The 24,765-nt window shown below is 42.1% G+C and carries 21 protein-coding genes and 1 other annotated feature; of the genes, 8 read left to right on the top strand and 13 right to left on the bottom strand.

Annotation, left to right across the window (positions count from 1 at the left end; genetic code table 11):
• The first annotated feature begins 155 nt into the window (after nucleotides 1–155).
• Nucleotides 156–374, top strand: coding sequence for a DeoR family transcriptional regulator (locus N1I86_RS12230; protein WP_003355705.1), 219 nt, complete (start codon nucleotides 156–158; stop codon nucleotides 372–374).
• 50 nt (nucleotides 375–424) lie between these two features.
• On the opposite strand, the gene N1I86_RS12225 is transcribed toward N1I86_RS12230, so the two are convergent.
• Complete coding sequence (locus N1I86_RS12225; RefSeq protein ID WP_270583282.1) at nucleotides 425–1,162, bottom strand: pseudouridine synthase; 738 nt, start codon at nucleotides 1,160–1,162, stop codon at nucleotides 425–427.
• 52 nt (nucleotides 1,163–1,214) lie between these two features.
• A complete protein-coding gene (locus N1I86_RS12220) occupies nucleotides 1,215–2,840 on the bottom strand; it encodes a putative polysaccharide biosynthesis protein (RefSeq protein ID WP_003355708.1) in 1,626 nt (541 codons plus the stop codon).
• Nucleotides 2,841–2,969: 129 nt separating this feature from the next.
• Between N1I86_RS12220 and N1I86_RS12215 the strand changes: the two genes are divergently transcribed.
• Nucleotides 2,970–4,235 carry a BaiN/RdsA family NAD(P)/FAD-dependent oxidoreductase gene (locus tag N1I86_RS12215; protein ID WP_341096532.1) on the top strand — a complete coding sequence of 422 codons (1,266 nt, stop codon included), beginning with the start codon at nucleotides 2,970–2,972 and terminating at the stop codon, nucleotides 4,233–4,235.
• A 109-nt stretch (nucleotides 4,236–4,344) separates the two neighbouring features.
• Here the strand turns inward: N1I86_RS12215 and N1I86_RS12210 are convergent, their stop codons facing one another.
• Nucleotides 4,345–4,536 carry a sporulation protein Cse60 gene (locus N1I86_RS12210; RefSeq protein ID WP_040341861.1) on the bottom strand — a complete coding sequence of 64 codons (192 nt, stop codon included), beginning with the start codon at nucleotides 4,534–4,536 and terminating at the stop codon, nucleotides 4,345–4,347.
• 505 nt (nucleotides 4,537–5,041) lie between these two features.
• Between N1I86_RS12210 and N1I86_RS12205 the strand changes: the two genes are divergently transcribed.
• From N1I86_RS12205 to N1I86_RS12195, 3 genes are all read left to right on the top strand, one after another.
• Complete coding sequence (locus tag N1I86_RS12205; RefSeq protein ID WP_003355714.1) at nucleotides 5,042–5,638, top strand: chromate transporter; 597 nt, start codon at nucleotides 5,042–5,044, stop codon at nucleotides 5,636–5,638.
• Nucleotides 5,635–6,177: a chromate transporter gene (locus tag N1I86_RS12200; RefSeq protein ID WP_003355715.1), complete on the top strand. Its 543-nt coding sequence runs from the start codon at nucleotides 5,635–5,637 to the stop codon at nucleotides 6,175–6,177. The genes N1I86_RS12205 and N1I86_RS12200 overlap by 4 nt, the downstream gene beginning before the upstream one ends.
• Before the next feature lie 562 nt (nucleotides 6,178–6,739).
• Entirely contained in the window at nucleotides 6,740–8,935 is a 2,196-nt protein-coding gene (locus N1I86_RS12195; protein ID WP_341096530.1) for a methyl-accepting chemotaxis protein, read from the top strand.
• 696 nt (nucleotides 8,936–9,631) lie between these two features.
• Here the strand turns inward: N1I86_RS12195 and N1I86_RS12190 are convergent.
• The 4 genes from N1I86_RS12190 to leuS all read right to left on the bottom strand — a co-directional run bounded on the left by N1I86_RS12190 (nucleotide 9,632) and on the right by leuS (nucleotide 16,277).
• Nucleotides 9,632–11,059: an NAD-dependent succinate-semialdehyde dehydrogenase gene (locus tag N1I86_RS12190; RefSeq protein WP_003355717.1), complete on the bottom strand. Its 1,428-nt coding sequence runs from the start codon at nucleotides 11,057–11,059 to the stop codon at nucleotides 9,632–9,634.
• 748 nt (nucleotides 11,060–11,807) lie between these two features.
• Nucleotides 11,808–13,091: an IS110 family transposase gene (locus N1I86_RS12185; RefSeq protein WP_270584767.1), complete on the bottom strand. Its 1,284-nt coding sequence runs from the start codon at nucleotides 13,089–13,091 to the stop codon at nucleotides 11,808–11,810.
• A 303-nt stretch (nucleotides 13,092–13,394) separates the two neighbouring features.
• Complete coding sequence (locus N1I86_RS12180; RefSeq protein ID WP_003355718.1) at nucleotides 13,395–13,709, bottom strand: rhodanese-like domain-containing protein; 315 nt, start codon at nucleotides 13,707–13,709, stop codon at nucleotides 13,395–13,397.
• 156 nt (nucleotides 13,710–13,865) lie between these two features.
• Nucleotides 13,866–16,277, bottom strand: a complete 2,412-nt coding sequence (gene leuS / locus N1I86_RS12175; RefSeq protein WP_270584611.1) for a leucine--tRNA ligase — start codon at nucleotides 16,275–16,277, stop codon at nucleotides 13,866–13,868.
• A gap of 78 nt (nucleotides 16,278–16,355) precedes the next feature.
• Nucleotides 16,356–16,573: a binding site (T-box leader), on the bottom strand.
• A gap of 298 nt (nucleotides 16,574–16,871) precedes the next feature.
• Between leuS and N1I86_RS12170 the strand changes: the two genes are divergently transcribed.
• On the top strand, nucleotides 16,872–18,245 hold the full coding sequence (locus N1I86_RS12170) for an IS1380-like element ISGsp2 family transposase (protein WP_339195758.1): 1,374 nt from the start codon (nucleotides 16,872–16,874) through the stop codon (nucleotides 18,243–18,245).
• Between the two features lie 296 nt (nucleotides 18,246–18,541).
• On the opposite strand, the gene N1I86_RS12165 is transcribed toward N1I86_RS12170, so the two are convergent.
• From N1I86_RS12165 to N1I86_RS12155, 3 genes are all read right to left on the bottom strand, one after another.
• Nucleotides 18,542–18,931, bottom strand: coding sequence for a hypothetical protein (locus N1I86_RS12165; protein ID WP_341096526.1), 390 nt, complete (start codon nucleotides 18,929–18,931; stop codon nucleotides 18,542–18,544).
• Nucleotides 18,932–19,221: 290 nt separating this feature from the next.
• Entirely contained in the window at nucleotides 19,222–19,374 is a 153-nt protein-coding gene (locus tag N1I86_RS12160; RefSeq protein ID WP_003353826.1) for a hypothetical protein, read from the bottom strand.
• 12 nt (nucleotides 19,375–19,386) lie between these two features.
• Nucleotides 19,387–19,656, bottom strand: coding sequence for a YtzC family protein (locus N1I86_RS12155; protein WP_341096523.1), 270 nt, complete (start codon nucleotides 19,654–19,656; stop codon nucleotides 19,387–19,389).
• 242 nt (nucleotides 19,657–19,898) lie between these two features.
• On the opposite strand from N1I86_RS12155, the gene N1I86_RS12150 reads away from it, so the two are divergent.
• Together N1I86_RS12150 and N1I86_RS12145 are read left to right on the top strand one after the other, a co-directional pair.
• Complete coding sequence (locus tag N1I86_RS12150) at nucleotides 19,899–20,861, top strand: TIGR01212 family radical SAM protein (RefSeq protein WP_040341210.1); 963 nt, start codon at nucleotides 19,899–19,901, stop codon at nucleotides 20,859–20,861.
• Between the two features lie 19 nt (nucleotides 20,862–20,880).
• Nucleotides 20,881–21,456 carry a tRNA (mnm(5)s(2)U34)-methyltransferase gene (locus tag N1I86_RS12145; RefSeq protein WP_003353829.1) on the top strand — a complete coding sequence of 192 codons (576 nt, stop codon included), beginning with the start codon at nucleotides 20,881–20,883 and terminating at the stop codon, nucleotides 21,454–21,456.
• 80 nt (nucleotides 21,457–21,536) lie between these two features.
• Here the strand turns inward: N1I86_RS12145 and N1I86_RS12140 are convergent, their stop codons facing one another.
• The 3 genes from N1I86_RS12140 to N1I86_RS12130 form a co-directional block, all read right to left on the bottom strand.
• Nucleotides 21,537–22,541 (bottom strand): LLM class flavin-dependent oxidoreductase, encoded by a 1,005-nt coding sequence (locus N1I86_RS12140; protein ID WP_341030079.1) that lies wholly within the window; start codon nucleotides 22,539–22,541, stop codon nucleotides 21,537–21,539.
• 179 nt (nucleotides 22,542–22,720) lie between these two features.
• A complete protein-coding gene (locus N1I86_RS12135; protein ID WP_003353831.1) occupies nucleotides 22,721–23,791 on the bottom strand; it encodes a tetraprenyl-beta-curcumene synthase family protein in 1,071 nt (356 codons plus the stop codon).
• A gap of 14 nt (nucleotides 23,792–23,805) precedes the next feature.
• Nucleotides 23,806–24,615 carry an alpha/beta fold hydrolase gene (locus N1I86_RS12130; RefSeq protein WP_003353833.1) on the bottom strand — a complete coding sequence of 270 codons (810 nt, stop codon included), beginning with the start codon at nucleotides 24,613–24,615 and terminating at the stop codon, nucleotides 23,806–23,808.
• Between the last annotated feature and the right edge of the window lie 150 nt (nucleotides 24,616–24,765).

Genomic DNA, 24,765 nt, shown 5'->3' with positions numbered 1-24,765 from the left:
TAGTAAAATATCATCTAAAGGGGTATAATGTAATTATCAGACATCTTAAATTTCTTTGCAAAGGAGTTGTCTGAAACGAAAATCGTTACATAAAAATATACCACATAAGTCGTCCGTTGTTATTGCCTCTGGAAAAAAGAAGAGGGAGTGGTTTTTTGAAACCTTCAACCAATCGGATGTTGACTAGGATTAAGTCCGTTTACATGTTCATTAAAGAAAATGGAACTGTCACTACGCAACAGATTGTCGATGAGTTTGGCATCACTCCTCGCACTATCCAACGCGACTTAAATGTGTTAGTTTACAATGATTTAGTTCAAAGCCCTAGCAGGGGCAAATGGACAACAACCTCTAAGAAAGTGAAAATATCCTAATGCGAAAAAAGCGATTCCCGCTTAATCGGACGGGAAATCGCTTTTCTTTTTTATCTTTCGCTGTTTTTTCGCATCAGGACGTACTGCTGCAAGGAAGCGATTTCCTCTTGCCGCAATTCCCGATACTCTCCTAGTTTCAGTTCTTCATCCAATGTGAGTGGCCCCATTTTAAGACGCTTCAAATAGATGACTCGTTTTCCGACGGCTTCAAACATTCTTTTGACTTGATGAAATTTCCCTTCAGTAATCGTTAACTCAATATGAGAACGAATCCCGCTTTGAAGAATGTTCAATTGAGCCGGCTTCGTTACATATCCGTCATCCAGTTCGACGCCTTTTGAAAAAACGTTTCGGTCATTTTCCGTCACTTCTCCTGCAATTACAGCAAAATAGGTTTTCGGAACATGCTTTTTAGGGGACAAAAGCAGGTGAGCCAACTGACCATCATTGGTCAACAGCAATAGGCCCTCTGTATCTTTATCAAGCCTTCCAACCGGAAACGGCTGAAACACCTGATCTTTTGGATCCAGCAAATCTACAACTGTTTCCTCATATAAATCTTCTGTGGCGGAAATAACACCGGCTGGTTTATTCATCATAAAATAGACAAATTCTTTGTAATGAACGATTTCCCCCAAAACTTCTACCTTGTCCGTTTGTGGTTGAACATGCGTTTTCCCATCTTTGACCGGTGCCCCATTCACGAGCACCGCCCCTTTTTTCAACAGACTTTTCACTTCTTTTCTGCTTCCATAGCCGAGATTGGCCAGCATGCGATCAATTCTCATCATGAACCTCCTTGAAGATGGGAACCACAAGCAGCTAAAAGCAAAAGGATCATCATAATCCCCTAGATATTCTCAATTTTTTCCCGAGAAGCGTCGCTTTCTTGCCGAACATTTTCCCTATTAATTTAGTGCGGTAACTTAAATAAAAATAGACGGAAGCCCCTACCAAAGCACATATTCCGATTATGATCAATGCTTGAAGCTTGCTTGCCGGGTTCAAGAAATGCGCAAGAAGATGATAGGCGACGATCACGCAAATCGACATGATCAAATTAAACAGAAGGATTAATACCGTCCGACGAAAAACCACTCGATAAGAATAGGACGTAAATGCTTTAATCACCACAAGATTGATGATAATGGAAACCATGTAACCGATCGCCGTCGCATAGATAGCTCCTTCTGTTTGAAACATTTTAATCAAAGGAATGTTCAAACTAAGTTTTAAAAGAATTCCCACAAGTAAGCTGAAGACGGTAAAGCGTTGTTCGTTAATTCCTTGCAAAATTCCTGCCGTTACTTGGAAAAGCGCAAACAAAATCGCCACAGGGGCATATGTCTGCAAAATTTCCGTGCCAAGAGTGCTATGTTCATAAAAGACTGTGTAAAACGGCTCTGCCAGCAGAGATATGCCGAGAGAAGCCGGGACCGTCAAGTATAACAGCACTTGGAACGTCTGATTTAATTGATCGTTTACCCGTTTCATATTTCCTGAAACAAAGGATTCTGTCACTAACGGTACAAGCGTCATGGCAAAAGAAGTAGCAAGCGAAACCGGAATAATGACCAATTTCTGTGAGCTGAAATTTAAAATACCGAAAGCAGGAACAGCCGCTTTGGCTTGTCCAATAGCGGTCATCGCTCGGTTAAACGTCACCATATCCACCAGCTGATACAGTGAAGTGGCGATGCCGACAAAAACAAATGGAATCGCGGAAACAAAAATTTCTTTATACATATCAAAGAGAGAAACGTTCACTTCTCCCCTGTCCTGCTTCAGTAGTTCGTTCAAATGTCGTTTTCGTTTCCAATAATACCAAAACAGCACCAGAAGGCCGGCAACCGCCCCGATAAAGGCTGCAAAAGTGGCGACGCTGATTGCGGAAACAATCGTGCCATGCAGAACATGCAAAACGACATAAGCCCCGATCAATAAAAATAAAATACGTGCTATCTGTTCTACGACTTGCGAAACAGCGGACGGTCCCATGGATTGGTGGCCTTGGAAAAAGCCGCGCATGATACTCATAAACGGGACGATAATCAAAGCGAAACTAACCGCCCGAATAACGGTAGCCACGTCTTCCACCGAATAAGTTTGATCTTTATTAGTAATGACAAGTTTTGCAAAAAATGGCGCAAATTCATACATGGCGAGAAAAGACAAGAAACCCGTGATCGTCATTAATACGAGTCCTGATCTAAAAAGTCTTCGCCCTACCGAATATTCTTCAAGTGCATTATATTTGGAAATAAATTTTGATACCGCCAGCGGTACACCAGCTGTGGCAATGCTGATAAAAATCATGTAAGGAACGTAGCCATACTGATAAAGCGAAGCGGCATCTTCCCCACCGATAATGGCATAAAAGGGAATCACATAAAAGAGGCCAATAAATTTTGAGATAAACGTACCTAGTGTTAAAATAAAAGTTCCTCTTATTAATTTTGAAGCCATAACATCCCTTCCTGATCATAGAAATGTTGAAATGCACTAAGACATAGTTTACAACTTTACATAGTTTCTGACAAACTTTTTCATAGTCTTTTTAGTGTCGAAAAAGATGTTAAAGCAGGTGGTAACAATATGTATGATGTCATTGTGATTGGAGGCGGTCCTGCCGGTCTAATGGCGGCCATCGCAGCCGGCGAAAAGAAGGCAAACGTTCTTTTAGTAGATAAAGGAAACAAACTCGGCCGCAAACTGGCCATCTCCGGCGGTGGACGCTGTAATGTAACGAATCGGCGGCCGATCGAGGACGTGATCCGGCATATACCAGGAAACGGCCGATTTTTGTACAGTGCCTTTTCGATTTTTAATAACGAGGATATTATTACATTCTTTGAGCAGTTAGGAGTCCAATTGAAAGAAGAAGATCACGGGCGTATGTTCCCCGTTTCGGATAACGCTCAATCGGTCGTCAACGCCTTATTGCGCCGTTTAAATGAATTGAAAGTCGAAATTCGAACGAACTCCCCTGTCAAAGATATTCTGTTTGAAACAGATAAACACACCATTGTCTTGGCCGACGGATCGACCATTGACGGTCGTGCCATCGTGATCGCAACCGGCGGTAAATCAGTGCCTCATACCGGGTCAACCGGCGACGGCTATCCTTGGGCGAAAAAAGCCGGCCACACCATTACCGAACTATACCCGACGGAAGTTCCTGTTACGAGCGACGAACCCTTTATTCAAGAAAAAAGGTTACAGGGCCTTTCACTAAAAGACATCGCTTTAAGCGTCCTCAATCCAAAAGGAAAAAAAATCATTACTCATCAAATGGACATGATTTTTACTCATTTTGGCATTTCCGGACCCGCCGTCTTGCGCTGCAGTCAGTTTGTCGTCAAAGCGATGAAAAAATGGAATTTGGATAAAGTGACGATGCACCTAGATTCTCTTCCTAACTTTCACGAGGAAGAACTGTTTCAAAAAGTGAATCAAGAAGTGAAAAACAATCCGAAAAAATCGGTCAAGAACACTCTAAAAGGCCTGCTGCCCGAAAGATATTTGCTGTTTTTGCTGAAAAAAGCTGAGATTGACGAAAATACGCCTTGCAGCACTCTTCCAATAGATCGAATCAGGAATTTCGTCCATCTGTGCAAACATTCTACTTTTCAGGTAAACGGCACGCTCCCACTCGAAAAAGCGTTTGTCACAGGCGGCGGCGTCTCCGTAAAAGAAATCGAGCCAAAAACGATGGAATCCAAAAAAAGACCGGGCTTGTTTTTCTGCGGTGAAATCATGGACATCCATGGATATACGGGAGGATACAATATCACCTCTGCTCTTGTAACAGGGCGGCTTGCCGGCCTGAACGCCGCAAAATATCGGACAACACAAAATTAATAGAAGTTGCGTTTCAACCTAAAACGCCGTTTGCATAGACGGCGTTTTCTTTCATTCTTTGCTTTTAAAAAGCCGAAAAGTTTCATCGACCCATTCAGCCGTTTTCTTATCATCGTTTTTCTTTCCGGTAAACCACCATCGCGCTGAAACAATAAATTTGCTCTTCTTCCTCTTCCGGCATCGCTGCAATATGGTACTTTATGTCCACAATATTTGGTTCATCCACCGTTTTTAAAAATGCGTTTATTTCTTCTTCCAAGTCTTTTTCATGCTCATAATCAAACACTTTGACTTGAATCATCATTGTTACTCCTTTCATTTCCTTTTTTAATTATCTTTTCCAATTTTTCGAAAATTTAATCACATTCTAGATTTTTGCAAGGAAAAAGCATACAATTTGGAGGACGGCAGCTCCTTCCCGACCACGGCTCATCAACGGTTTTTTGAAGTGATTGAGGTACGTCCGGAAACGTCCGTCGATCTTTCCTTGGAAAAATCCCCTCACACTCCCCTTCGATGAATGGAGTGCTAAGTGAGAGGTCTTGACATGGGCCTAAAGGGAGCCGGGGAATGTTTATCGTTTTGCTGTTTTAACGGCCGTTTATCTTTGAAAACGGGCAAAGCAGTTTTAAAGTCAAACATAATGAAATTTTGTTTTAAGAGAACATTAGGATCATTTATTTTTCATCCTATAATCATATATTCCATGAAAGAGACGGAAATCAGAATATTTACGACTTGTTGCCTTGGTCTCGGATAAACGTATAAACGAAGAAGAGACAGCAGTAAAAGGAGGAGAAAGGGTATTGAACAACTCTTGGAAGCTCTATTGGCAGTTATCCATAGCGATGATTCGGACCGGAATTCTCGGATACGGAGGAGGTCCATCCGTTATCCCTCTGATTCGATACGAGGCCGTCACAAGATATCGATGGATGGAAGATGATGAATTCGGAGAAACGTTAGCGATCGCAAACGCTTTGCCGGGACCGATTGCCACGAAAATGGCCGCCTACATTGGCTATAAACTAAAAGGAAACGTTGGAGCGGTTCTCGCCGTCATAACCCATATACTTCCTAGTTGCATTGCCATGATTGCTTTATTGTCTGTCGTCTCCGTGCTAAGCACTTCAAAAGTAGTGGCCGGGATGATCGCAGGAGTAGCGCCTGTGGTCGCTGTCATGCTCGGGGTCATGGCTTATGAATTTGCGAAAAAAACGATCGATGGATTAGGAAAAGTGATGGGCATCGCTATGTTTCTTTTAGCCTTTCTGCTTTTAGAAACGGTCCATATTCATCCAGCCATCGTGATCATTCTCTTTTTAGCCTATGGAAGCATCCATTTTCGGACGGCTGCCAAATGGAAAAAAGAACATAAAAACAAGGAGAGCGAAAAAGCATGACTGTTTGGATTCAACTGATGATCGGATTTTTTTTGGCAAACGCCCTTGGATATGGCGGCGGCCCTTCGTCTATTCCTTTAATGTATGAAGAAATCGTGTCCCATTACCATTGGTTAAATAATCAAGAGTTTTCCAATATGCTTGCCCTTGGAAATGCCCTTCCCGGCCCTATTGCTACCAAAATTGCCGCCTTTGTAGGGTTTGATGCAGGCGGATGGGTAGGCATGCTCGTCGCTTTAGGAGCAACTGTCATACCATCTGCTGCGGCGCTCATCTTTTTGTTAAGAGTACTTGAAAAACACCGGCATTCACTCGTCGTCAAAGGAATGACTCTCTTAGTACAGCCGGTCATTGCCATTATGATGGTAGTCCTTACTTGGCAAATGGGAAAAAGCTCGATCTCTTCCATCGGAATTTGGCATTCTCTCGGCATTGCGGCCGTTTCCTTTTGGGCGATGGAAAAACTCAAACTCCACCCTGCTCTCGTCATCGTAGCTGCCTTCGCTTATGGCGGCATTGTCCTTCAACATAGTATGTAAAAGATGAGAAACAAAATCGTTTCCCATCTTCCCGCCGACGTTTTCTTCTAATTTTTGGATTCCCCCAAAAACGCAGTGCCCATTTTCATTTTTTATGGGCTCTGCAAAGTTCTTTTATGATGTCGATCCCCTTAATGATCCTCATGCCTTAAATATTCGAAAGAAAAATAATGAAAGGTTTATTGTTTCTTTGAAAAAACGATCTGTTACGTTGAAGAGAAAGATTGAAAAGCGATTTTACGATGGCATCATACCGCTTCCTTTCTTTGTCAACGATAATACTACTTGTCATCGGCTTCTTGATAAAAACTTTCACTATGCCCCCTTTTTCAGTCATCCGTTAAACACACTTGACAGTCTGAATTTCGTTGAAAAATCGGAATTTCTTCGGAAATATAATGGTTTTAACCAATCTGGAACAATGAATGACATTTTAAAAAAGATTTGAAAATAACGATTAATCAGAATATAATATTAACATAATATGTTAGATATTCTGACATAATTTTTGGTTAGTCCATTGCGCTTCTTTTACAGCCGTTTTTTGAAGGAGGTAAAAAAATTGGGGTTATTTGAGGGTTTGGGAGTTCGAGAAGGAGTTTCACTGTGGTGGTCCTACCAATTAAATCGCAAAAGCACGGGAACCATTGAAGAAATTTTCGAAGACATCGCCAAAACGAGGGTCGAATTATTAACAGAATGGGCCAATGAACAGTGGAGTTTTTTAGAAAACATGACTGCTGAGTTTGAACGCATTTTGCCTTCTGAGATTGATCTGTATTTGAAAAAAATGTTGACAAAAAGCCGGTATTTTACAGAACTTTTTCTGTTGGATACAGAAAACAGAGTGACTAGTACGACTTTTCCTAACCATAAGAATGATTTTAATCATCACTCTTTCCAAAAAGGGATCGACTATGTCCTTCAAACGAAGGAACGTCTTTTATACGGTCCGTATTTGGATCCCACGACTCTGGAGATTGGGCCAAGGACATCCCAATTTCACGATGAAGTGACGTTATTATTCTTGCAGCCCGTCATCTTGCAAGAGGATCTGCATTCCATCTTGGCAGGACGCGTTCCCAATGATGTAGTCGGAGACCTCATTCAGCGGGAGGCTGGTCACGTTTATCCTGATTCCGGTGACAATTATATTTTTTTAGTAAAATCTTATTTTGATCCATCGCTTCCCCAAGGAATTGCTTTATCACGCAGCCGTTTCGAAGACCGTACCTTTACTTTCGGCGAAAATTTAAAAGACGGGGTCCATACGAAAGACGGAGGATTGGTTAAAATCAAGAACCATACAGAATTTGAAATTCGTTTTACCGATCCAGCCACAAAAGAATTACATCCCGGTGTTCAAAATACGATTCGAAATGGGGAAAATCTTTTTGTTCATTTCCCGGGATATCCTGACTACCGTCATATCCCCGTCATAGGGAAGGGTGTGACGTTTCAGCTGCCGGGATCTCTGGATGTGTGGGGAATGATGTGTGAGGCTGATTTAGAAGAGGTGTACCGTACCCGCTCCATTAGCTGGCGATTAGGCATACGTTTTGCTTTTTACATTTTCATCGGCGTTCTTCTCAACCAATGTATATCATTTTTCGGATTTTCGCCTTCCTGGTATGATTTGCTCCTCAATGGATTATACGGCATTTTAGCCACTTATTTGTTTTATAAAAGAGGGTTGGTGCCTATTGCTTCTCGATTAAAGCAATTAACCAATATGATGCGAAAAATTGCGGAAGGCGGCGGAGACTTAACTACCCGCTTAGATACAAGGCTTCTGATCAATGATGAAATTGGATCATTGGGACGTTGGGTCAACAATATGATAGACAGTCAGGATGAATTGATAGGAAAAGTGAAATACGCCGCATTGGACGTGGAACAAACCAATCAATTTCTGCGGGAAAAAACCGTTCTGGTTGAAAACGATTCTTTTTCGGTGATCAAGCAAATGGACGGAATGTTCGCGGCCATTCAACAGCAATTAAATGAGGTTCATGAAGCCAGAGGACAGGTGGAACAAATTCATCAAACTTTACAAGGACTGGAGCGATTATCCCAAGAACAATTGATACAAGCTCAAACCCAAGTGCAAGGCATTGATCAAAAAATGAATGATATCGTGGAAAAAGTACATAATGCCCTGAATTTAACAGATCGCTTTATGGAACTGTCCAATAATATTGGACGTATTGTCGAAACGATCAATCACATTGCCAAGCAGACCAATCTGTTGGCTCTCAACGCAGGGATTGAATCCGTAAGAGCTGGAGAATACGGACGAGGTTTTACCGTAGTGGCCAATGAAATTCGCAAGCTGGCAGACCAAACGACCGTTGCGACAGAAGAAATCAGCAAAACTTTAGAAAAAATTAAAGAAAGTTCTGTTCTCGTTCAAAATGCGATTCAAGACAGCAGCCAAGAAGTCAAAAAAGGAGCAGACTTTATTCACAATGTACAAGAAGTGTTGGAATCCATGTCACAAGCTGCCGCTTCCCATGAAGCCACAGAACAAATGAAGCAGATTATCAAGAACATTGCCGTCATTAATGAGCGAAATGCCCATACCGTCGAAAGCGTTGACGAATCGACCAAAAAAATGGTGAACTTAATCCAAGATGCACGATTCGCTTCTGAACAAAGTTCACTAGTCGTGTCTACCCTCAGAAGTTTAGTCGACAAATTCAACTTAACAGCAGAACAAACTGTCAAAAACAACGGAATCGATCATTCTCCTTCATGAACGAAATCGAGTAGGAGGGAGCGATTAACTCCCGTCCTCTCACACCACCGTACGTACGGTTCCGTATACGGCGGTTCAATTAAGATAATTGACGCAAGTCTTTATAACTTCTGTGAATAGCTGTTCTCTTTATGCCAGTGGTCACTCCACCCTCCAAGAGGTCTCCCACGGGATTCACCGCTTCCTCCCTCAAGTGAGGTACTACGTTTTCTGTGTTCATCATGACTCACTCAATACCAAGGGCTATTCTCTCTTAATTGTTCGGTCCTTCTTAGTTGTTCTAGACCAACTAATACTATGACCTCTGCTGACTTCTGACGGTTCAGCTACTTATCACTAAGTAGGTTATGAAGAGTACTTCACATATCCGCCAGACCTCCCCGGGTAAGTACATGCACTTTCACACCATCTATCCGCCTCATTTACTCGATATGACCTTCGACAGAAAGAGCTTTGTTTTGTTATGCAAACTCACTCCATCATACCTAGCCTTATATGAGGTTCGTGTTCCTCGGACCGGTGTTTTGCCTCCAGCTTCCTTCAGATTCCGCGTCACCACGGACACCCTTGCTCTTGGCTAACCTCTACTTCTGTCTTCGGGGTTCGGGACTTACACCCTATAGTTCATGTACATGCCGGGCGCACATAAAAAAGCCTTCCATCGCCAAGTGGAAGGCTTTTTTATGATTGCGAAAATCAGAAAGCAATCGATACAAATTTGGTTTCCAAAAATTCTTCCATACCGTGGTGGCCGCCTTCACGTCCGAGACCGCTTTGCTTAAAGCCGCCAAAAGGAGCTTGGGCAACAGACGGAAGACCGTCATTTAAGCCAACGATGCCATACTCAAGTTGTTCCGTTATTTGAATGGCTTTGCTGATGTTTTCTGTAAAGACGTAAGCTGCTAAGCCGTAAGGAGTGTCATTTGCTCTTTGGATGACTTCCTCAATATTTTGGAACGTGGTGATAGGAGCGAGCGGACCAAATGTTTCTTCATTCATACAAAGCATTTCATCCGTGACATTTGTGATCACTGTCGGTTCAAAGAAGAATCCTTTGTACTGATCCGCTTTTTTGCCGCCGATGACCACTTTCCCGCCTTTTTCCACCGCATCTTCAATATGTCTTTCTACTTTTTTCACAGCGTTTTCATCAATCAGCGGGCCAATTTCGACTCCTTGATCCAATCCATTGCCCATTTTTAATTGTTGAACAGCCTCTGCCATTTTTTGAGTAAAAGATTCCACAATCTTTTCATGAACATAAATTCGGTTGGCGCATACGCACGTTTGTCCGGCATTTCTAAATTTGGAGGCAATAGCTCCCGCAACCGCCTTCTCGATATTCGCGTCGTCCAATACAATAAAAGGAGCTTGACCGCCTAATTCAAGCGATACTTTTTTCACCGTATCAGCCGCACCACGCATCAAAATCTTTCCAACTTCCGTCGAACCCGTGAAAGTGATTTTTCTAACCCGCTCATCCGCCAGCCATGTTTCGCCAATTTCTTGCGGATTTCCTGTAATAATATTCAGAACGCCTTTCGGTATGCCTGCTTTTTCGGCTAATTCTGCTAATTTAAACGCTGTAAGAGGTGTCTGCTCAGCGGGCTTAACGACAACAGTACAGCCTGCCGCCAATGCCGGAGCCACTTTTCTTGTAATCATAGCAGCCGGAAAATTCCAAGGCGTGATGGCTGCCACAACCCCAACCGGCTGTTTTAGCACTAAAATTCGTTTATTTTCGTGAGAAGCTGGAATCGTCTCCCCGTAAATACGTTTTCCTTCTTCCGCATACCAAGAAATGAAACTGTTTGCATAATTTACTTCCCCGATGGCTTCTTTTAACGGCTTCCCTTGTTCTCTAGTCATGATCTCGCCAATTTCTTCTTTATGTTCATCAATTAATTGATGCCATTTATACAACAAAGCGCTTCTTTCGCCTGCTGTTTTTTTGGACCATGACAAAAAAGCATTATATGCGGCGTCCACTGCCTTCTTCGCTTCCTCTTTCCCGCCATTTGGCACGGCCGCAATCACTTCTCCATTTGCCGGGTTGATCACATCAAATGTAGGCAATTCCGTTCCGGTCCATTCCCCGTCGATAAACATGGGTGCAACCTTCATCCTTGATTCCTCCTATCCCTATCATTCCGATTTTTGCAAGCGGCTTCAAATTAGTCGCATCGAAATCATGACATCCATCATTTCAGGTAATCCATGTATTCCATATTCATTTCTTTTAGATTTTTTCGAAAATTAAAAGAAAAAAATTTTCATTCATAAACAACCATTGTGTCAAGCAAAACAAAGTTCCTTCATTCATCGGTCCCTGTCTTAACAGTCTTGATGAACGTTTTACAGAAGATATTCCTGCTGTATCTTAGAGGAGGTATGGTTTCAAAAGAAAATTCACCGTAAACATGTAAAAACAAAAATCTTCATAACTGCCGAATTTCTTTACCACCTCCCTCAATAAAGTTTATTTTTCTCCCGAATACTCGCTTTTTCTCAAAATTTCATAGACACTTAATAGAATACACACCTCATTTAATGGATATATGTTGAATTTTTTTAAATAATTTACATGGTAGGGGGCATCCTATCAACCAAATTGTATTTATTTGGTAAAAATAAGGTATAACCGTGCTTCATCATCTCCACATCACTCACGGTCGCTAACCCTCCCACATCTCTCCGGATTGAATTCCATACATTCCTTCGTCCTGCGTATCCATGAGGTGGAGGTTGGATATGCTCCTTTGCTGGGTCACATGCCCGTATGGAATAAATAAGCTCCAACTCTGCACTATTGGTGTTTGTCATTTGAGATAATTACGGTATTCTGAAATGATTTCATGAACTTAATAAAGCCTTAAGCTGCCTGTAATGAATCGATTTGAGGCAAACCTCTCAATAACTTTGAACCATCAAATTCACACTGTTTTTGACCAATGACAAATAAGACACGTAGTAATTTACAACACAAGGCAATCAGTGACTGCTGTTTCTTCAAAGGTCGATCAGGACGCTTTGTGTAGTATTGATGCAGGGCTTTAAACGTTGGATTATGGGCAACGAGTGGACGAATGGCCAAGTATAAAGCTCTTCGCAATCGACTTCGTCCTCGTTTTGTGATCTTGGTTTGCCCCTTAAACTTCCCGGAACTATGTTCACGTAATGACAGCCCTGCCAGATTTACTAATTGCTGGGGATGACTATACTTTGTTATATCCCCGACCTCAGCGAAGAATAGCGCGACTGTTGTAGGACCTAAGCCTTGAATATTGATCATTTCCTTCGCTCCAGGTATCGTTACTACAAGTGCTTCCAGATCCTTATCTAACTGTCCTAATTGCTCTTTGTATAGCTCATATTGATCGAGTAAATAATCCAATTCACGTTTAGCAAACTTGATACCAATTTGGATACCAATGCTCTTTTTCGCTGCTTCTATTAACTTTGTAGCTCGTTTGATTCCTACACCACGGTTTACTTCTTGTTTCCATTTCGCAAGAACTTCTTCTGATGTCATTTCTTTAATCTGAGAGGGGAATGGAAAGTTTCTTAATGTACAAAGAGCTGCCTTTCCTTCCCAGTCTTTAAATACATCGAAAAACTCCGGAAAGTAACGCTGGATGTGATTTTGAATACGACCTTCTGTGATCATAAGCTGCTGGATGAGCTGATCTCTTAATTTGACGCCTTCTCTTAGCTCTGCATAGATGCCATCTAAGAGATTTGGTACGGAGTATCGCCCATCTTTAATCAGCTGTGCAATCACACGTGCATCTTTCGTATCGTTTTTAGTTGGAGAGTTATCATCCAGCTCTTTAGTTTTTTTGACATGCATAGGATTGACCAAGACAAAGTCATAACCTTTAGCAGTCAAGAAATAGGCTAGACTCAGCCAGAAATGACCGGTCGGCTCAACACCAAAAATGACATGTGTTTTTTGGTGTTCCTTTTGATGCCTCGAAACCCAATCAAGCAGTTTTTGATAGCCATGTATGCGATTTTCAAAGATCAGTCTTTTTCCAAATTCGATTCCTCGATCATCCTGAGCTCGAGCGACGTGTTTGTCTTTGGCGATATCAATGCCTACAATTAATGTTGATGGTGTAATTTGCGAGATTTTACGATTTTGCGTATAATTCATCTTGAGTCCTCCTTGGTAATTATTAATTCGGGGTCAATGCATTGACACCCTGTACTATACCAAGAGGGCTCTTTTTGTTTCAAACCTCAAATTTCTTCATTACAGGAATAGCTCCTTTAATCTTCTCTTTTTATCATAACACTGTAAGTTTCCATTTGGTGATTTTTTGTACTGAGAGGCGGTATAAAACAGATTCAATCTGCTGCTTCCTGTGAACGGAAATCCGATTGCTTTCATTATAACGTAGAGGCTGCCGACTTTATCGACAGCCAAAACATCTGAAACATTCATATTGTGATCTTACTATTTTTTTCGTTGAACTTTTCCTGTCCATTCCAACATGCCGCCAATCATATTGCGGACTTTGTATCCTTGCTCTTGCAAGTAATGGCAAACATTTTCGCTGCGACGTCCGGATCGGCATATAAAAATATATTCCTTTTGTTTGTCCAGCTGATCAAGAGAATTTGGAATTTCTCCCATTGGGATGTGTTTGGCTTCGGGTATCATTCCTTCTTGTACTTCTTCTTCTTCACGAACGTCAATTAAATTGAGTTTTTCGCCCTTTTCCAGCTTTTCTTTCAATTCCTCCGGTGTAATGATTGGAATTTCTTGCATCCTGCCATCTCCTTCTGAATCAATATAATGATCTGTTGCAATGGTTTAGAGAACGGAGTTTCTGCTCAAATTTTGGACAGTCGACGTTCTTTTTCGCACTATTCATTTGTCCTCGCCATAATGCCGTGAGTTAAGCGGACGGGGACACAACACCGGTTAATTGGCTACGATATTCACCAATTTACCCGGCACCGTAATCACTTTTCGAATCGTTTTTCCGGACAACTGCTCTTGAATCTTTTCATCGGCGAGAACGAGTTTTTCCATTTCCTCTTTGCTCGCATCCTTGGCGATGGTCCGTTTCGCGCGTACCTTGCCATTGATTTGAATGACAATTTCCACTTCGTCATCCACTAGCTTTGATTCATCGTAAGTAGGCCATGGTTCGTACGCAATAGTGTCACTGTGCCCCAATTTTTCCCACAGTTCTTCCGCAATATGAGGGGTGATCGGAGACAACAGTTTTACAAAGCCTTCAGCAAATAGTTTTGGCAAATAGTCGGCTTTATACGCTTCGTTGACAAACACCATTAATTGCGAGATCGCCGTATTAAAATGGAGCTGTTCATAATCCTCCGTCACTTTCTTAACCGTTTGATGATACACTTTTTCAAGCGCATTTCCTTCTTCTTTGATCTTGCTGCTCAGCTGACCGTTTTCATCCACAAACAGTCTCCAAACACGGTCAAGGAAACGACGCGCCCCGTCAAGTCCGGTTGTACTCCATGAAATGGAGGCATCTAAAGGTCCCATAAACATTTCATAAAGACGCAACGTATCAGCGCCATGACTTTCAACGATTTCATCCGGATTGACGACATTCCCGCGCGATTTGCTCATTTTTTCATTATTTTCACCAAGAATCATTCCTTGGTTATATAACTTTTGGAACGGTTCTTTCGTCGGCACTACTCCGATATCGTATAAGAATTTATGCCAGAAACGAGCATAAAGAAGATGGAGAACTGCGTGCTCCGCTCCGCCGATATAAATGTCAACAGGAAGCCATTCCTTTAATTTTTCAGGATCAGCCAATGCTTTTGGATTATGCGGATCTATATATCTTAAAAAGTACCAGCAGCTTCCGGCCCATTGAGGCATTGTGTTCGTTTCTCTGCGTCCTTTTTTGCCGGTTTTCGGATCCACTACATTAACCCATTCTTCGATATTGGCCAATGGTGATTCCCCTGTTCCGCTCGGTTTAACTTCTTTTGTTTTTGGAAGCATAAGCGGCAATTCCTCTTCCGGAACCGGAGTCATCGTTCCGTCTTCCCAATGGATGATCGGAATAGGTTCTCCCCAATAACGTTGGCGGCTGAACAGCCAGTCGCGCAGACGGTATGTTACTTTTTTGGAGCCGACCCCTTTTTCTTCCAGCCATTCGATCATTTTGGCAATGGCTTCTTCTTTATTTAATCCGTTCAAGAAATCGGAATTGACATGCACACCATCGCCAGTATAGGCTTCTTTGTTCACATCTCCGCCGGCGACTACTTCTTTAATAGGCAGTCCAAATTTTTTAGCAAACTCGAAGTCCCTTTCGTCGTGGGCAGGAACGGCCATAATCGCTCCTGTTCCGTAGCTCATCAGTACATAATCGGCAATCCAAATCGGCATCTTTTCATTTGTAACAGGGTTGATCGCATAAGCGCCAGTAAATACACCCGTTTTTTCTTTTGCCAAATCGGTACGTTCCAAATCGCTTTTGGATTGAATTTGTTCTAAATAGCGTTCAACCGCTGCTTTTTGTTCCGCTGTCGTAATTTTTTCCACTAACGGATGCTCAGGAGCCAAAACAGTATAAGTGGCTCCAAACAAAGTATCCGGTCTTGTTGTGAAAACAGTGAATGTTTCATCATGGCCATCGACTTGGAAACGAACTTCTGCCCCTTCTGAGCGGCCGATCCAGTTTCTTTGCATCTCTTTAATGCTTTCAGGCCAATCCAATTCTTCCAAATCTTCCAAAAGTCGATCAGCATAAGCTGTAATTTTTAATACCCATTGTTTCATCGGGCGGCGAATAACCGGATAACCACCACGTTCACTTTTGCCATCAATGACTTCTTCGTTGGCCAGAACAGTGCCAAGAGCCGGGCACCAGTTGACCGGAACTTCATCTATGTAAGCAAGACCTTTTTCATACAATTTTAAAAAGATCCATTGCGTCCATTTATAATATTCGGGATCGGTAGTATTAATCTCTCTATCCCAATCGTATGAAAATCCTAATGATTTGATTTGACGTTTAAAATTGGCAATGTTTTTTTCCGTGAATTCCGCAGGATCGTTGCCGGTATCAAGGGCATACTGTTCCGCCGGCAATCCAAATGCATCCCACCCCATCGGATGGAGAACATTATACCCTTGCATCCTCTTCATTCGGGCAAGAATATCGGTTGCTGTATATCCTTCCGGGTGACCGACATGAAGTCCGGCGCCGGATGGGTATGGAAACATGTCTAATGCATAAAATTTTGGCTTGTCCGGATCTTCCGTCGTTCGGAATGTCTTATGTTCTTCCCAGTATTTTTGCCATTTTGATTCGATTTTTTTATGGTCAAAACTCATGTAACTGATTTCCTCCTTTGCTTTCATCGATATTGGTATATCAAAACAGGGAAAATAGAAAAAAACTCCCGTCCCCCAGTTTGGGACGAGAGATGCTTTCGCTCCCGCGGTACCACCCACATTAGTGCACAAGGCACTCAGCTCGATTCCTTAACGTGGAAGGACGGCAAACGCTACTCATCTTTCACGTCTGCAACTCTAAGGCGAGTTCATGGCAGACCCGGTTGACTTGCACCCTCCGTCAACTCTCTAGATCGGGAGTTTATGCCACTACTGCTCCTTATCATCGTTTTTTACCCATCATTTTATTATAAGATTATTTTAGACAAATTTAAACAAACTTTCAAGTCTGTTTCAAAGAAGGGCATGGAATCAAACAGCTATGTAGCTACATGGTTATTGCTCCAGAACCAATAAAACGAATTGGTTTGATATCTTTTTCATAAACTAAAGAATTCAGAGAAACTATATCCGGATAAATACAATAATTTCTAACTTCCTGAATCCGTGACAAAACATCTTTACAATGGTCGCAAACCGTTGATACGATAAGGAAAAACGACGTTGACGATTCTTCATCAAGTAGGTGATGTGATGAAAGATTTCCCGATTCGGTTTGTATTGACAGATGAAGCGATTACCCCAAGTGCTGGGCTTGCTCTCGTTGGCTACTTACTCCATCGAACGAAACTGGATAAACGGGTAAACGCACTTCGGCTTCCAACGGTTCGTCGAGAAGTGCACATTTCCCATAGCGATGTCATTCGCTCGATGATTGGCTTGCTTGCCACAGGAAAAACGGATTTCGATCATATCGAAGCGTATCGTCAGGACGATATCTTTTCGGCATCGATGGGGATTCAGCACGTGCCTTCCTCTCCAACCTTGCGACAACGACTCGATCAGCTCGCTTGTCTTCCGATGACCGAAACGATTCTTTGGGAGGAGTCCATACGTCTGTTGATTCAACGACATGCCACTTTGTCCCCTTGTTGGACCAAAGGAAAGACGACATGGCTTCCCCTTGATATAGATGGTTCCCCATTTGACAACTCCGATACGAAAAAAGAAGGAGTCAGTCGAACGTATAAAGGATTTGACGGTTTTACACCGTTGTTTGCGTATGCAGGGAAGGAAGGGTATCTCGTTCATGCCGAGTTGCGTCCAGGGAAACAACATGTGCAAGACAACATGCCCTCGTTTTTAGTCACCGCTATCCGTCGAGCTCGTCAACTGACTTCATCTCGTCTGCTTGTTCGCATGGATGCAGGAAACGATGCAGAAGCGAATGTGCACGTATGCCTAAAGGAAGACGTGGACTTTGTCATCAAGCGAAACTTACGCCGAGAATCGAAAGCGCTTTGGTTCCAGATCGCTTCGCAAAAGGGCAAACGTGTCGATGATGGACAAAGCGAAGGAGTACAAACCTATGAGCTATGCCTTCCACAGAAGGCAGCGATCGATGGAAACACGTATACGTACGTTCAAGTCACCCAAGTGACGGAACGGACGATGGAACGCAATGGACAGCTGATGCTCGTTCCTGATTATGAAGTGGAAAGCTATTGGGTGCGGCTCAAAGGATACGAGCATGTTCGAATGAGCGATGTGCTCGCGTTGTATCATGACCATGCGACATGCGAACAGTTTCATAGCGAACTGAAGAGCGACTTAGATTTAGAGCGGCTTCCATCTGGGAAGATGAAAACGAATGCGCTCGTGTTGGTCATGGGAGCCTTCGTTTACAATCTTCTTCGTCTGATTGGACAAGATCTATTAAGCGATCCGAGACATCCGTTGCACCACAAAGTGAAACGCCGCCGCATCAAGACGATTATTCAGACGGTGATCACGATGGCAGGGCGACTCGTCCGTCGATCACGACAGATCTGGATGAAACTGACGCGAAGGAGTGGCTATAGCGAGCCCCTACTGAACGTCTATCAGAAATGGAGAGAGGTAAGATAACGAACGAATGTTCGGGCACTGATGTCCAACGTCACTCCCTGTGCTTTTTTGTCTATTTTTTTGGTTCGTATACCTAAAAAAGAGATTTGTTCCATTTTCGGAAATAGGAGATGACATAGGTCATAAGCATAAAAAGGGTTTTATGGATTATCAATCCATCAAAATTACAACAAAATCAAAGTCGATTTCAATTCATCACGGATTCAGGTAACTTATTAACTAGACAGTTACTGGTAAATAACCGGCTATCAGCAGCTACATAACTGTTATACATTTTCGTTTTCTCATGATTTTTATCAATTCGTTCCGTAACAGGAAACGATAACATTCGATGTGTTGACTGCCTTTATCAATACTCGATATTTAGTTGAGGAGCTTTTTGTCTTAGTGGTGATTTTATAAGGTGTATTCCAGTAGGTTAAGTGATAACCATAGCCAGTCGTAAATTTCCAATATCCGCCATCCAGGTATTGAAGATAAACATATACGTCTCCAGTGGTGTTTTTCACATTCACTTCATGCACGATGTTAGGATAAGAAGTCGTACAAGGACTACTGCCTGCATAAGAACCGGCAGAAAGGGTATTGTTAAAAGTTGTAGTAGCTGCAAATGTTTCAGACACAGAAGCAAATACTAATATAAGCGCAAAAATTGGAACAAGAATGAAAAATAGCCATCTCTTCATTACTCCTTGAGACAACTTCAAATTCATTTTTTATCTTCTCCCTTCATTAATAATGGTTAAAACCAACAGTACACACTCTTAAGTTAGAATGCTTTTATTTTATTCTGAATTTTCAGTCTATAAAACAAACCAATTCCCCAATAATGAAGTACGAAAATCTTAAGCCTAACTTTACTGCGACTAATGTCTCAATCATTCAAAAGCCATCATCTCATTTGTCTCATAAACAACAGAAGCAGTCCCAAAAAAGGACTTAAACTCTGTCCTTTTTGAGACTGCTTCCAATAAACTTACGATTTTGATTTCACAGGTTGGCTGTTGCGGGCATTCTGTTTTTTTGTTTTTTCGATTGTGCTGTATTCATTCGCTATTTCATAATGCTCCGGATTCGTTCCATTTTTGGTTTTTTGCTCGGGATTTTGTCGTTTGGATCTTTTTTTCACATCAGTTCCCCCCTAACGATCGTGGTTAAGCAAAATCATTTTGTTTTGCATATCTTGTATCTGCAGCCTTTTACGGTAAAGCTGTTCCCTTTGTTGCGGATTGGCACTGTTATAAAGCTGCAGCCATTCATTGTAAATATTCTCCAGTTCTTGCATGGCTTCACGATATTCGACATCATGATAATGCCCCTGCAAAGCCCCTTCCTGATATTGCTCTTGGGCTTTTAAAATTACATTTTCGCAAGTCTGAAGAAAATGATCGATGGAGTCTCTCGTAGCCATGATTTTGCCTCCTTGACAAATTGAAGCGGCTTTCATCCGCCTCTTAAATAGTTTTTTCCACATTTCATCCTTTATAGTTGGTAAAGTTCGGTTGACATGTTTTTTAAAAAATCGTGATTTTTCAATCTTCTCAGCCAACTACATTCCCTTTTAAAAATGGAATCTTTATTTACTTTTACGTGGCATTCTTGTTCTATTGGAATGTATTCGCTCTTCATGATAAAATTTGTACGTTAGGAGGAATGCAAATGGAAAACCCTTTTCCATACAGCAACAATGACAAACGTTATCACACCTGGAATTATCACTTACGTCAGGTGTTTGGCCATAAAGTATTTAAAGTTGCCTTAGACGGCGGTTTTGATTGTCCAAATCGGGACGGCACCGTCGCATACGGCGGCTGTACATTTTGCAGTGCGGCTGGTTCCGGAGATTTTGCAGGCGACCGCGCCGACGATTTGGAAACACAGTTTCATAAAATAAAGGCAAAAATGCATCAGAAATGGAAAGATGCAAAATACATGGCTTATTTTCAAGCGTTTACCAACACTCACGCACCCGTAGAAGTATTAAGGGAAAAATATGAAACGGTCTTAAAACAAGAAGGAGTAGTAGGATTGTCGATTGCCACACGTCCGGACTGCCTTCCCGACGATGTAGTGGACTATTTGGCAGAGTTGAATGAAAGAACTTATTTATGGGTCGAGCTAGGATTGCAAACCGTCCATGAAAAAACCGCTCAATTGATTAATCGTGCGCATGATTTTGACTGTTATGTAGAAGGAGTAGAAAAACTTCGCCGACACGGTATCAGAGTTTGTTCCCACATTATTAATGGTTTACCATTGGAAACATATGACATGATGATGGAAACCGCTGAAGCTGTCGCCAAATTGGACGTTCAAGGGATTAAAATCCATCTTCTTCATTTGTTAAAAGGAACACCGATGGTCAAACAATATGAAAAGGGAATGTTGAAATTTCTATCCTTTGATGAATACGTTCAACTAGTGTGCGATCAATTAGAAATTCTGCCCCCTGAAATGATCATTCACCGTATTACCGGCGACGGTCCGATCGATTTGATGGTCGGTCCGATGTGGAGCGTCAACAAATGGGAAGTTTTAAACGCCATTGACGATGAACTGAAGCGCCGAAACAGCTGGCAAGGAAAATTTTTCAAAAAAGCCAAAGTCCATTCATGATGAACAGCAGGTGAATTCAATGATATTAGAAGGAATTTTGCCTTATGCGCGGACGCTTTTGGAAAAAGCAGTAACGCCAGGGGATGCTGTCGTAGATGCCACCATGGGCAACGGGCATGATACGGTATTCCTTGCCAATTTAGTAGGGGAAAAGGGGAAAGTATTTGCTTTTGATGTCCAAACAGAAGCGTTGAAAAAAACAAAAGAACGTTTGGAGCAGCATCAACTGACTGATCGAGTCGTCCTCTATCATAGAGGACATGAAGAACTAATCCGAACGATTCCCGAAAAGTTTCACGGAAAAATTACCGCGGCGATTTTCAATCTCGGATATTTACCCGGAAGCGACAAATCGATCGTCACCAAACCGGAAACGACTAAAGAAGCGGTCGAACAATTGCTCGAAATCATGGCTCCTGGAGGCGTCATTGTGTTGGTTGTCTATCACGGCCATGAAGAAGGAAAAAGAGAAAAAGACGAACTTTGTTCTTTTGTCCGCAGCATTGATCAATCCATCGCTCATGTGCTGCTTTACCAATTTATCAATCAAATTAACGATCCGCCGTTTATTATTGCTTTTGAAAAAAGGAAATGACATTCTTGGCGAGATTGAAAGAGAAAAAAGGCAACTGGGTGATAAACCAGTTGCCTTTTCTTTTTCATTCAGATTGGCTTTTACTTAAGCACTTCTTCCGCAATCAGTTCATAAGAGCGCAAACGGTCTTCAAAGCTGTAAGTGATGGACACCAACACAATTTCTTCTGTTTCATATAATTCACTTAAGCGCAAGAGTTGATCGTGGACCTGTTTCGGATCACCGATAATCATCCGTTTTCGATTCTCCTGAACGATCTTTCGTTCCAATGAATCGTACGAATATTGAGCGGCTTTTTCCGGGCTTAGAGTTCCGTTCAGCGGCGTTCCCCGTTCCAGCATAAGTAAAGTTAAGTCTAAACTTGAAGCAATTCGTTCCGCCTCTTCTTCTGTTTCTCCGCAAATGGCAAAAACCGCTACCATATTTTTAGGCTCGCTTAAATACTTGGACGGTCGGAACTGACGGCGATACTCTTTTGTAAACTCCGGACCTCCCTCCCCATTGATAAACTGGGCAAATGTATAGGGCAGTCCTTTTTGAGCAGCCAGTTCTGCGCTGGAAAGGCTGGAACCGAGCATCCAAACTTCAGGAACAGTCTGTGTAACAGGAGAAGCTTTCAATCCGTAATACGGATGACTTTCGTCCAGCGAATCGTATAGATAGGTGAGCAGTTCATCAATTTGTTCCGAATAACGGTCAACTTTGCGGTACTGGCCGTTGTTTAACGCCAGCGTGGCTCTCGGCATTCCACCGGGGGCACGTCCTATTCCTAAATCGATTCGTTTCGGATTCAGCGCTTCTAAAACACGAAAATTTTCCGCCACTTTAAACGGACTATAATGAGTGAGCATTACCCCGCCGGAACCTAGCCGGATTTTTTTCGTTTTGGCTGCCAGATAGGATATCAACACTTCCGGTGAAGATCCTGCTAAAGTGGTTGAATCATGGTGTTCAGAAACCCAAAAACGCTCATATCCCAATTTTTCTACATGCTGAGCCAATTTCACTGTATTGGAGAGTGCTTCTTCCGCCGTCATTCCTTCTGAAATGGGCGACTGATCTAAAACACTTAATTTTAAAGCCACTTCTTTACATCCCCTTATTGAAAACTTTGGTTTGATTGTTTCATTATTCACTATGAGCGGCTAAATGTCTAATAAATTGCTCTTCCTTAACGTCACCAATACTTTCGGAAACATTCCATGAATGAACGAACGGATGAAAAACGGCTCTTTTTGTATGTTTCTGTCCAAACAGAAAAAGGTTATTTGGACACATGCTGACGAAATTTTCGATACATTCTGCCGTTATAATAGAAAAAGTAGCTGGTCGAACCTCCAAAACGGATAATTTTCTTCGCTAAAGACTGAACATCCTTTTGTTGGTTGACTTTATCCTCCGATAAATAAATGCCAAGGAGCCCCCTGTTGATCAATTGATGAAATTTGGCATGAGGCAAATGTTTCGTGCTGCTATCCGCTTTTTGAATAAAATATTGAAAGCGGGACAAAAGCTCTTCTTGACTGTCATAATAAAAGCAAAAATTTAAATCTCCGCCTTTTCGGTCCTCTTCCTGATCAATAAAATAATCCAATAAAATGTGAAGACCTTGGATATACGGAAAATAGGCTTCTCGAATCATGGACGCATATTCCGGCTTGAAATCGTCTCTAAATGCATAAGAAACTAAGCAAAAAATGCCCAAAGTGGAACCTGAACAAGCCGAAAACTCAAACCATTCCATCTTCGGAAGCTGATCTTTATAACGAGAAAACCATTTTTTTAATCGTTCTTCTCTTTCTTCCACACAAACATGCTTATGTATTTGGAGATCGCAATAATATCGGCAAAGTTCAAGCAAGTAGGAAGATATAGCCGGATAATGATTGATTTTTTGCAAAACTGACTGGCATGTGCCGACTAATTCCCGTAAATAGCCGCCATCTTCCTGCTCGTTTCGAAATCGGTAATAAGGGCGAAAAGGAGCTCCTACCGTTAACGCATCTATCATCGATTCGTGAAGGGCAGCAAAATCTTTTGGATCAAGAGAAGTGCTCCGGTCGCATAAATTGTCCAAGTAATCGCTGATCGTCTGGTAAGCGACAATAAACTTTACAGCTTCTCCGATATGTTCGCCGGACAGCAGCGCTAAAATCGAACCGCCTTCACAATGAAACGTTTTATGTTCGATACTGGCAAGTGCTTGTTTTTTCAATTCTTGATCAGGTATCGAGTTCGCCTTTTTTTTCCATTTGTTTAATTCTTTGTGAACAGTTGGAAATACTTTACGATAAGCCTGCCCCATTAATGAAAATGGATGGGTGGGGATGGTCAATATTCTCACCTCTTTTAATCAACCACATAGCCAATGGAACGCAAGCAATTTTCGACAAAACTCTTCGTATATGCGAAAACCTCTTCTCTTTCCGGCTCATTAAAAATTTCATGGTACAGTTTCGGCCACTCTTTGAAATGCATCTCTGAAAGAGACAATTGCTGAAACCACTTTTTCACTTCAGACTTATCTACAATTTTATCATCTCCTGCTTGCATGACCAAAAATGGAATATCAGGCATTTTCGAAACATCTGTGAACGCAAGCTTTACAGCCTGTATCATTTCCCTGTACCAGCGGACTGACACCTTTGTCACGTACAACGTATCGTTTAAATCAATTTCCTGTACTTCTTTATTCCTCGTCGCCATTTCAATGGATAATCCCGTTGTAAATTTAACGGAAGGGACCAGGGAATTTAAACCATAGGAAAGAACATCAAGAATTTTTGGCGGCGTGTGCAGAAGCCCTAAACAAGGCGAAGACAAGATCACCCCAGCCAGTTTGACTCGCTCTTCCTGCAATAGACGGATGGCAACAAGCCCTCCTAAACTATGTCCAAGCAAGAATATAGGCAAATCAAATTGGTAGGCAGCCTGTAACCACTCTTTCACTGCCGATATGTATTCATCAAAACGCTCAATATGGCCGCGCTTAGACCTGGATGTCGTTCCTTGCCCGGGCAAATCGCCCATTACTACATGAAAACCGGAATTTCTCCACATTTCAATGAGCCATCCATATCTGCCATGATGTTCAAAAGCGCCGTGAATCATGACAATGACGCCCTTTCCTTGTCCATCCTCGGGATCCCATTTCCACATGTTGATCAACCTCGCTTTTTTACAGATCTAGAGGTCCCTTTTGCCTCCGTTTCTTGTTCCTTTCATGCTCTCTAAACGGCTTCGTTGATAAATACCGACACTTCGCTTATAGAATCCAATTTTTTAAACAGTGTCGACTCTTATCCATTA

The organism is Bacillus sp. FSL W8-0116, from assembly GCF_038003825.1.
Lineage (GTDB): Bacteria > Bacillota > Bacilli > Bacillales > DSM-4216 > Bacillus_O > Bacillus_O smithii.
The sequence above is the reverse complement of the archived record's forward strand: the minus strand, read 5'-3'. Positions and strand labels throughout refer to the sequence as shown.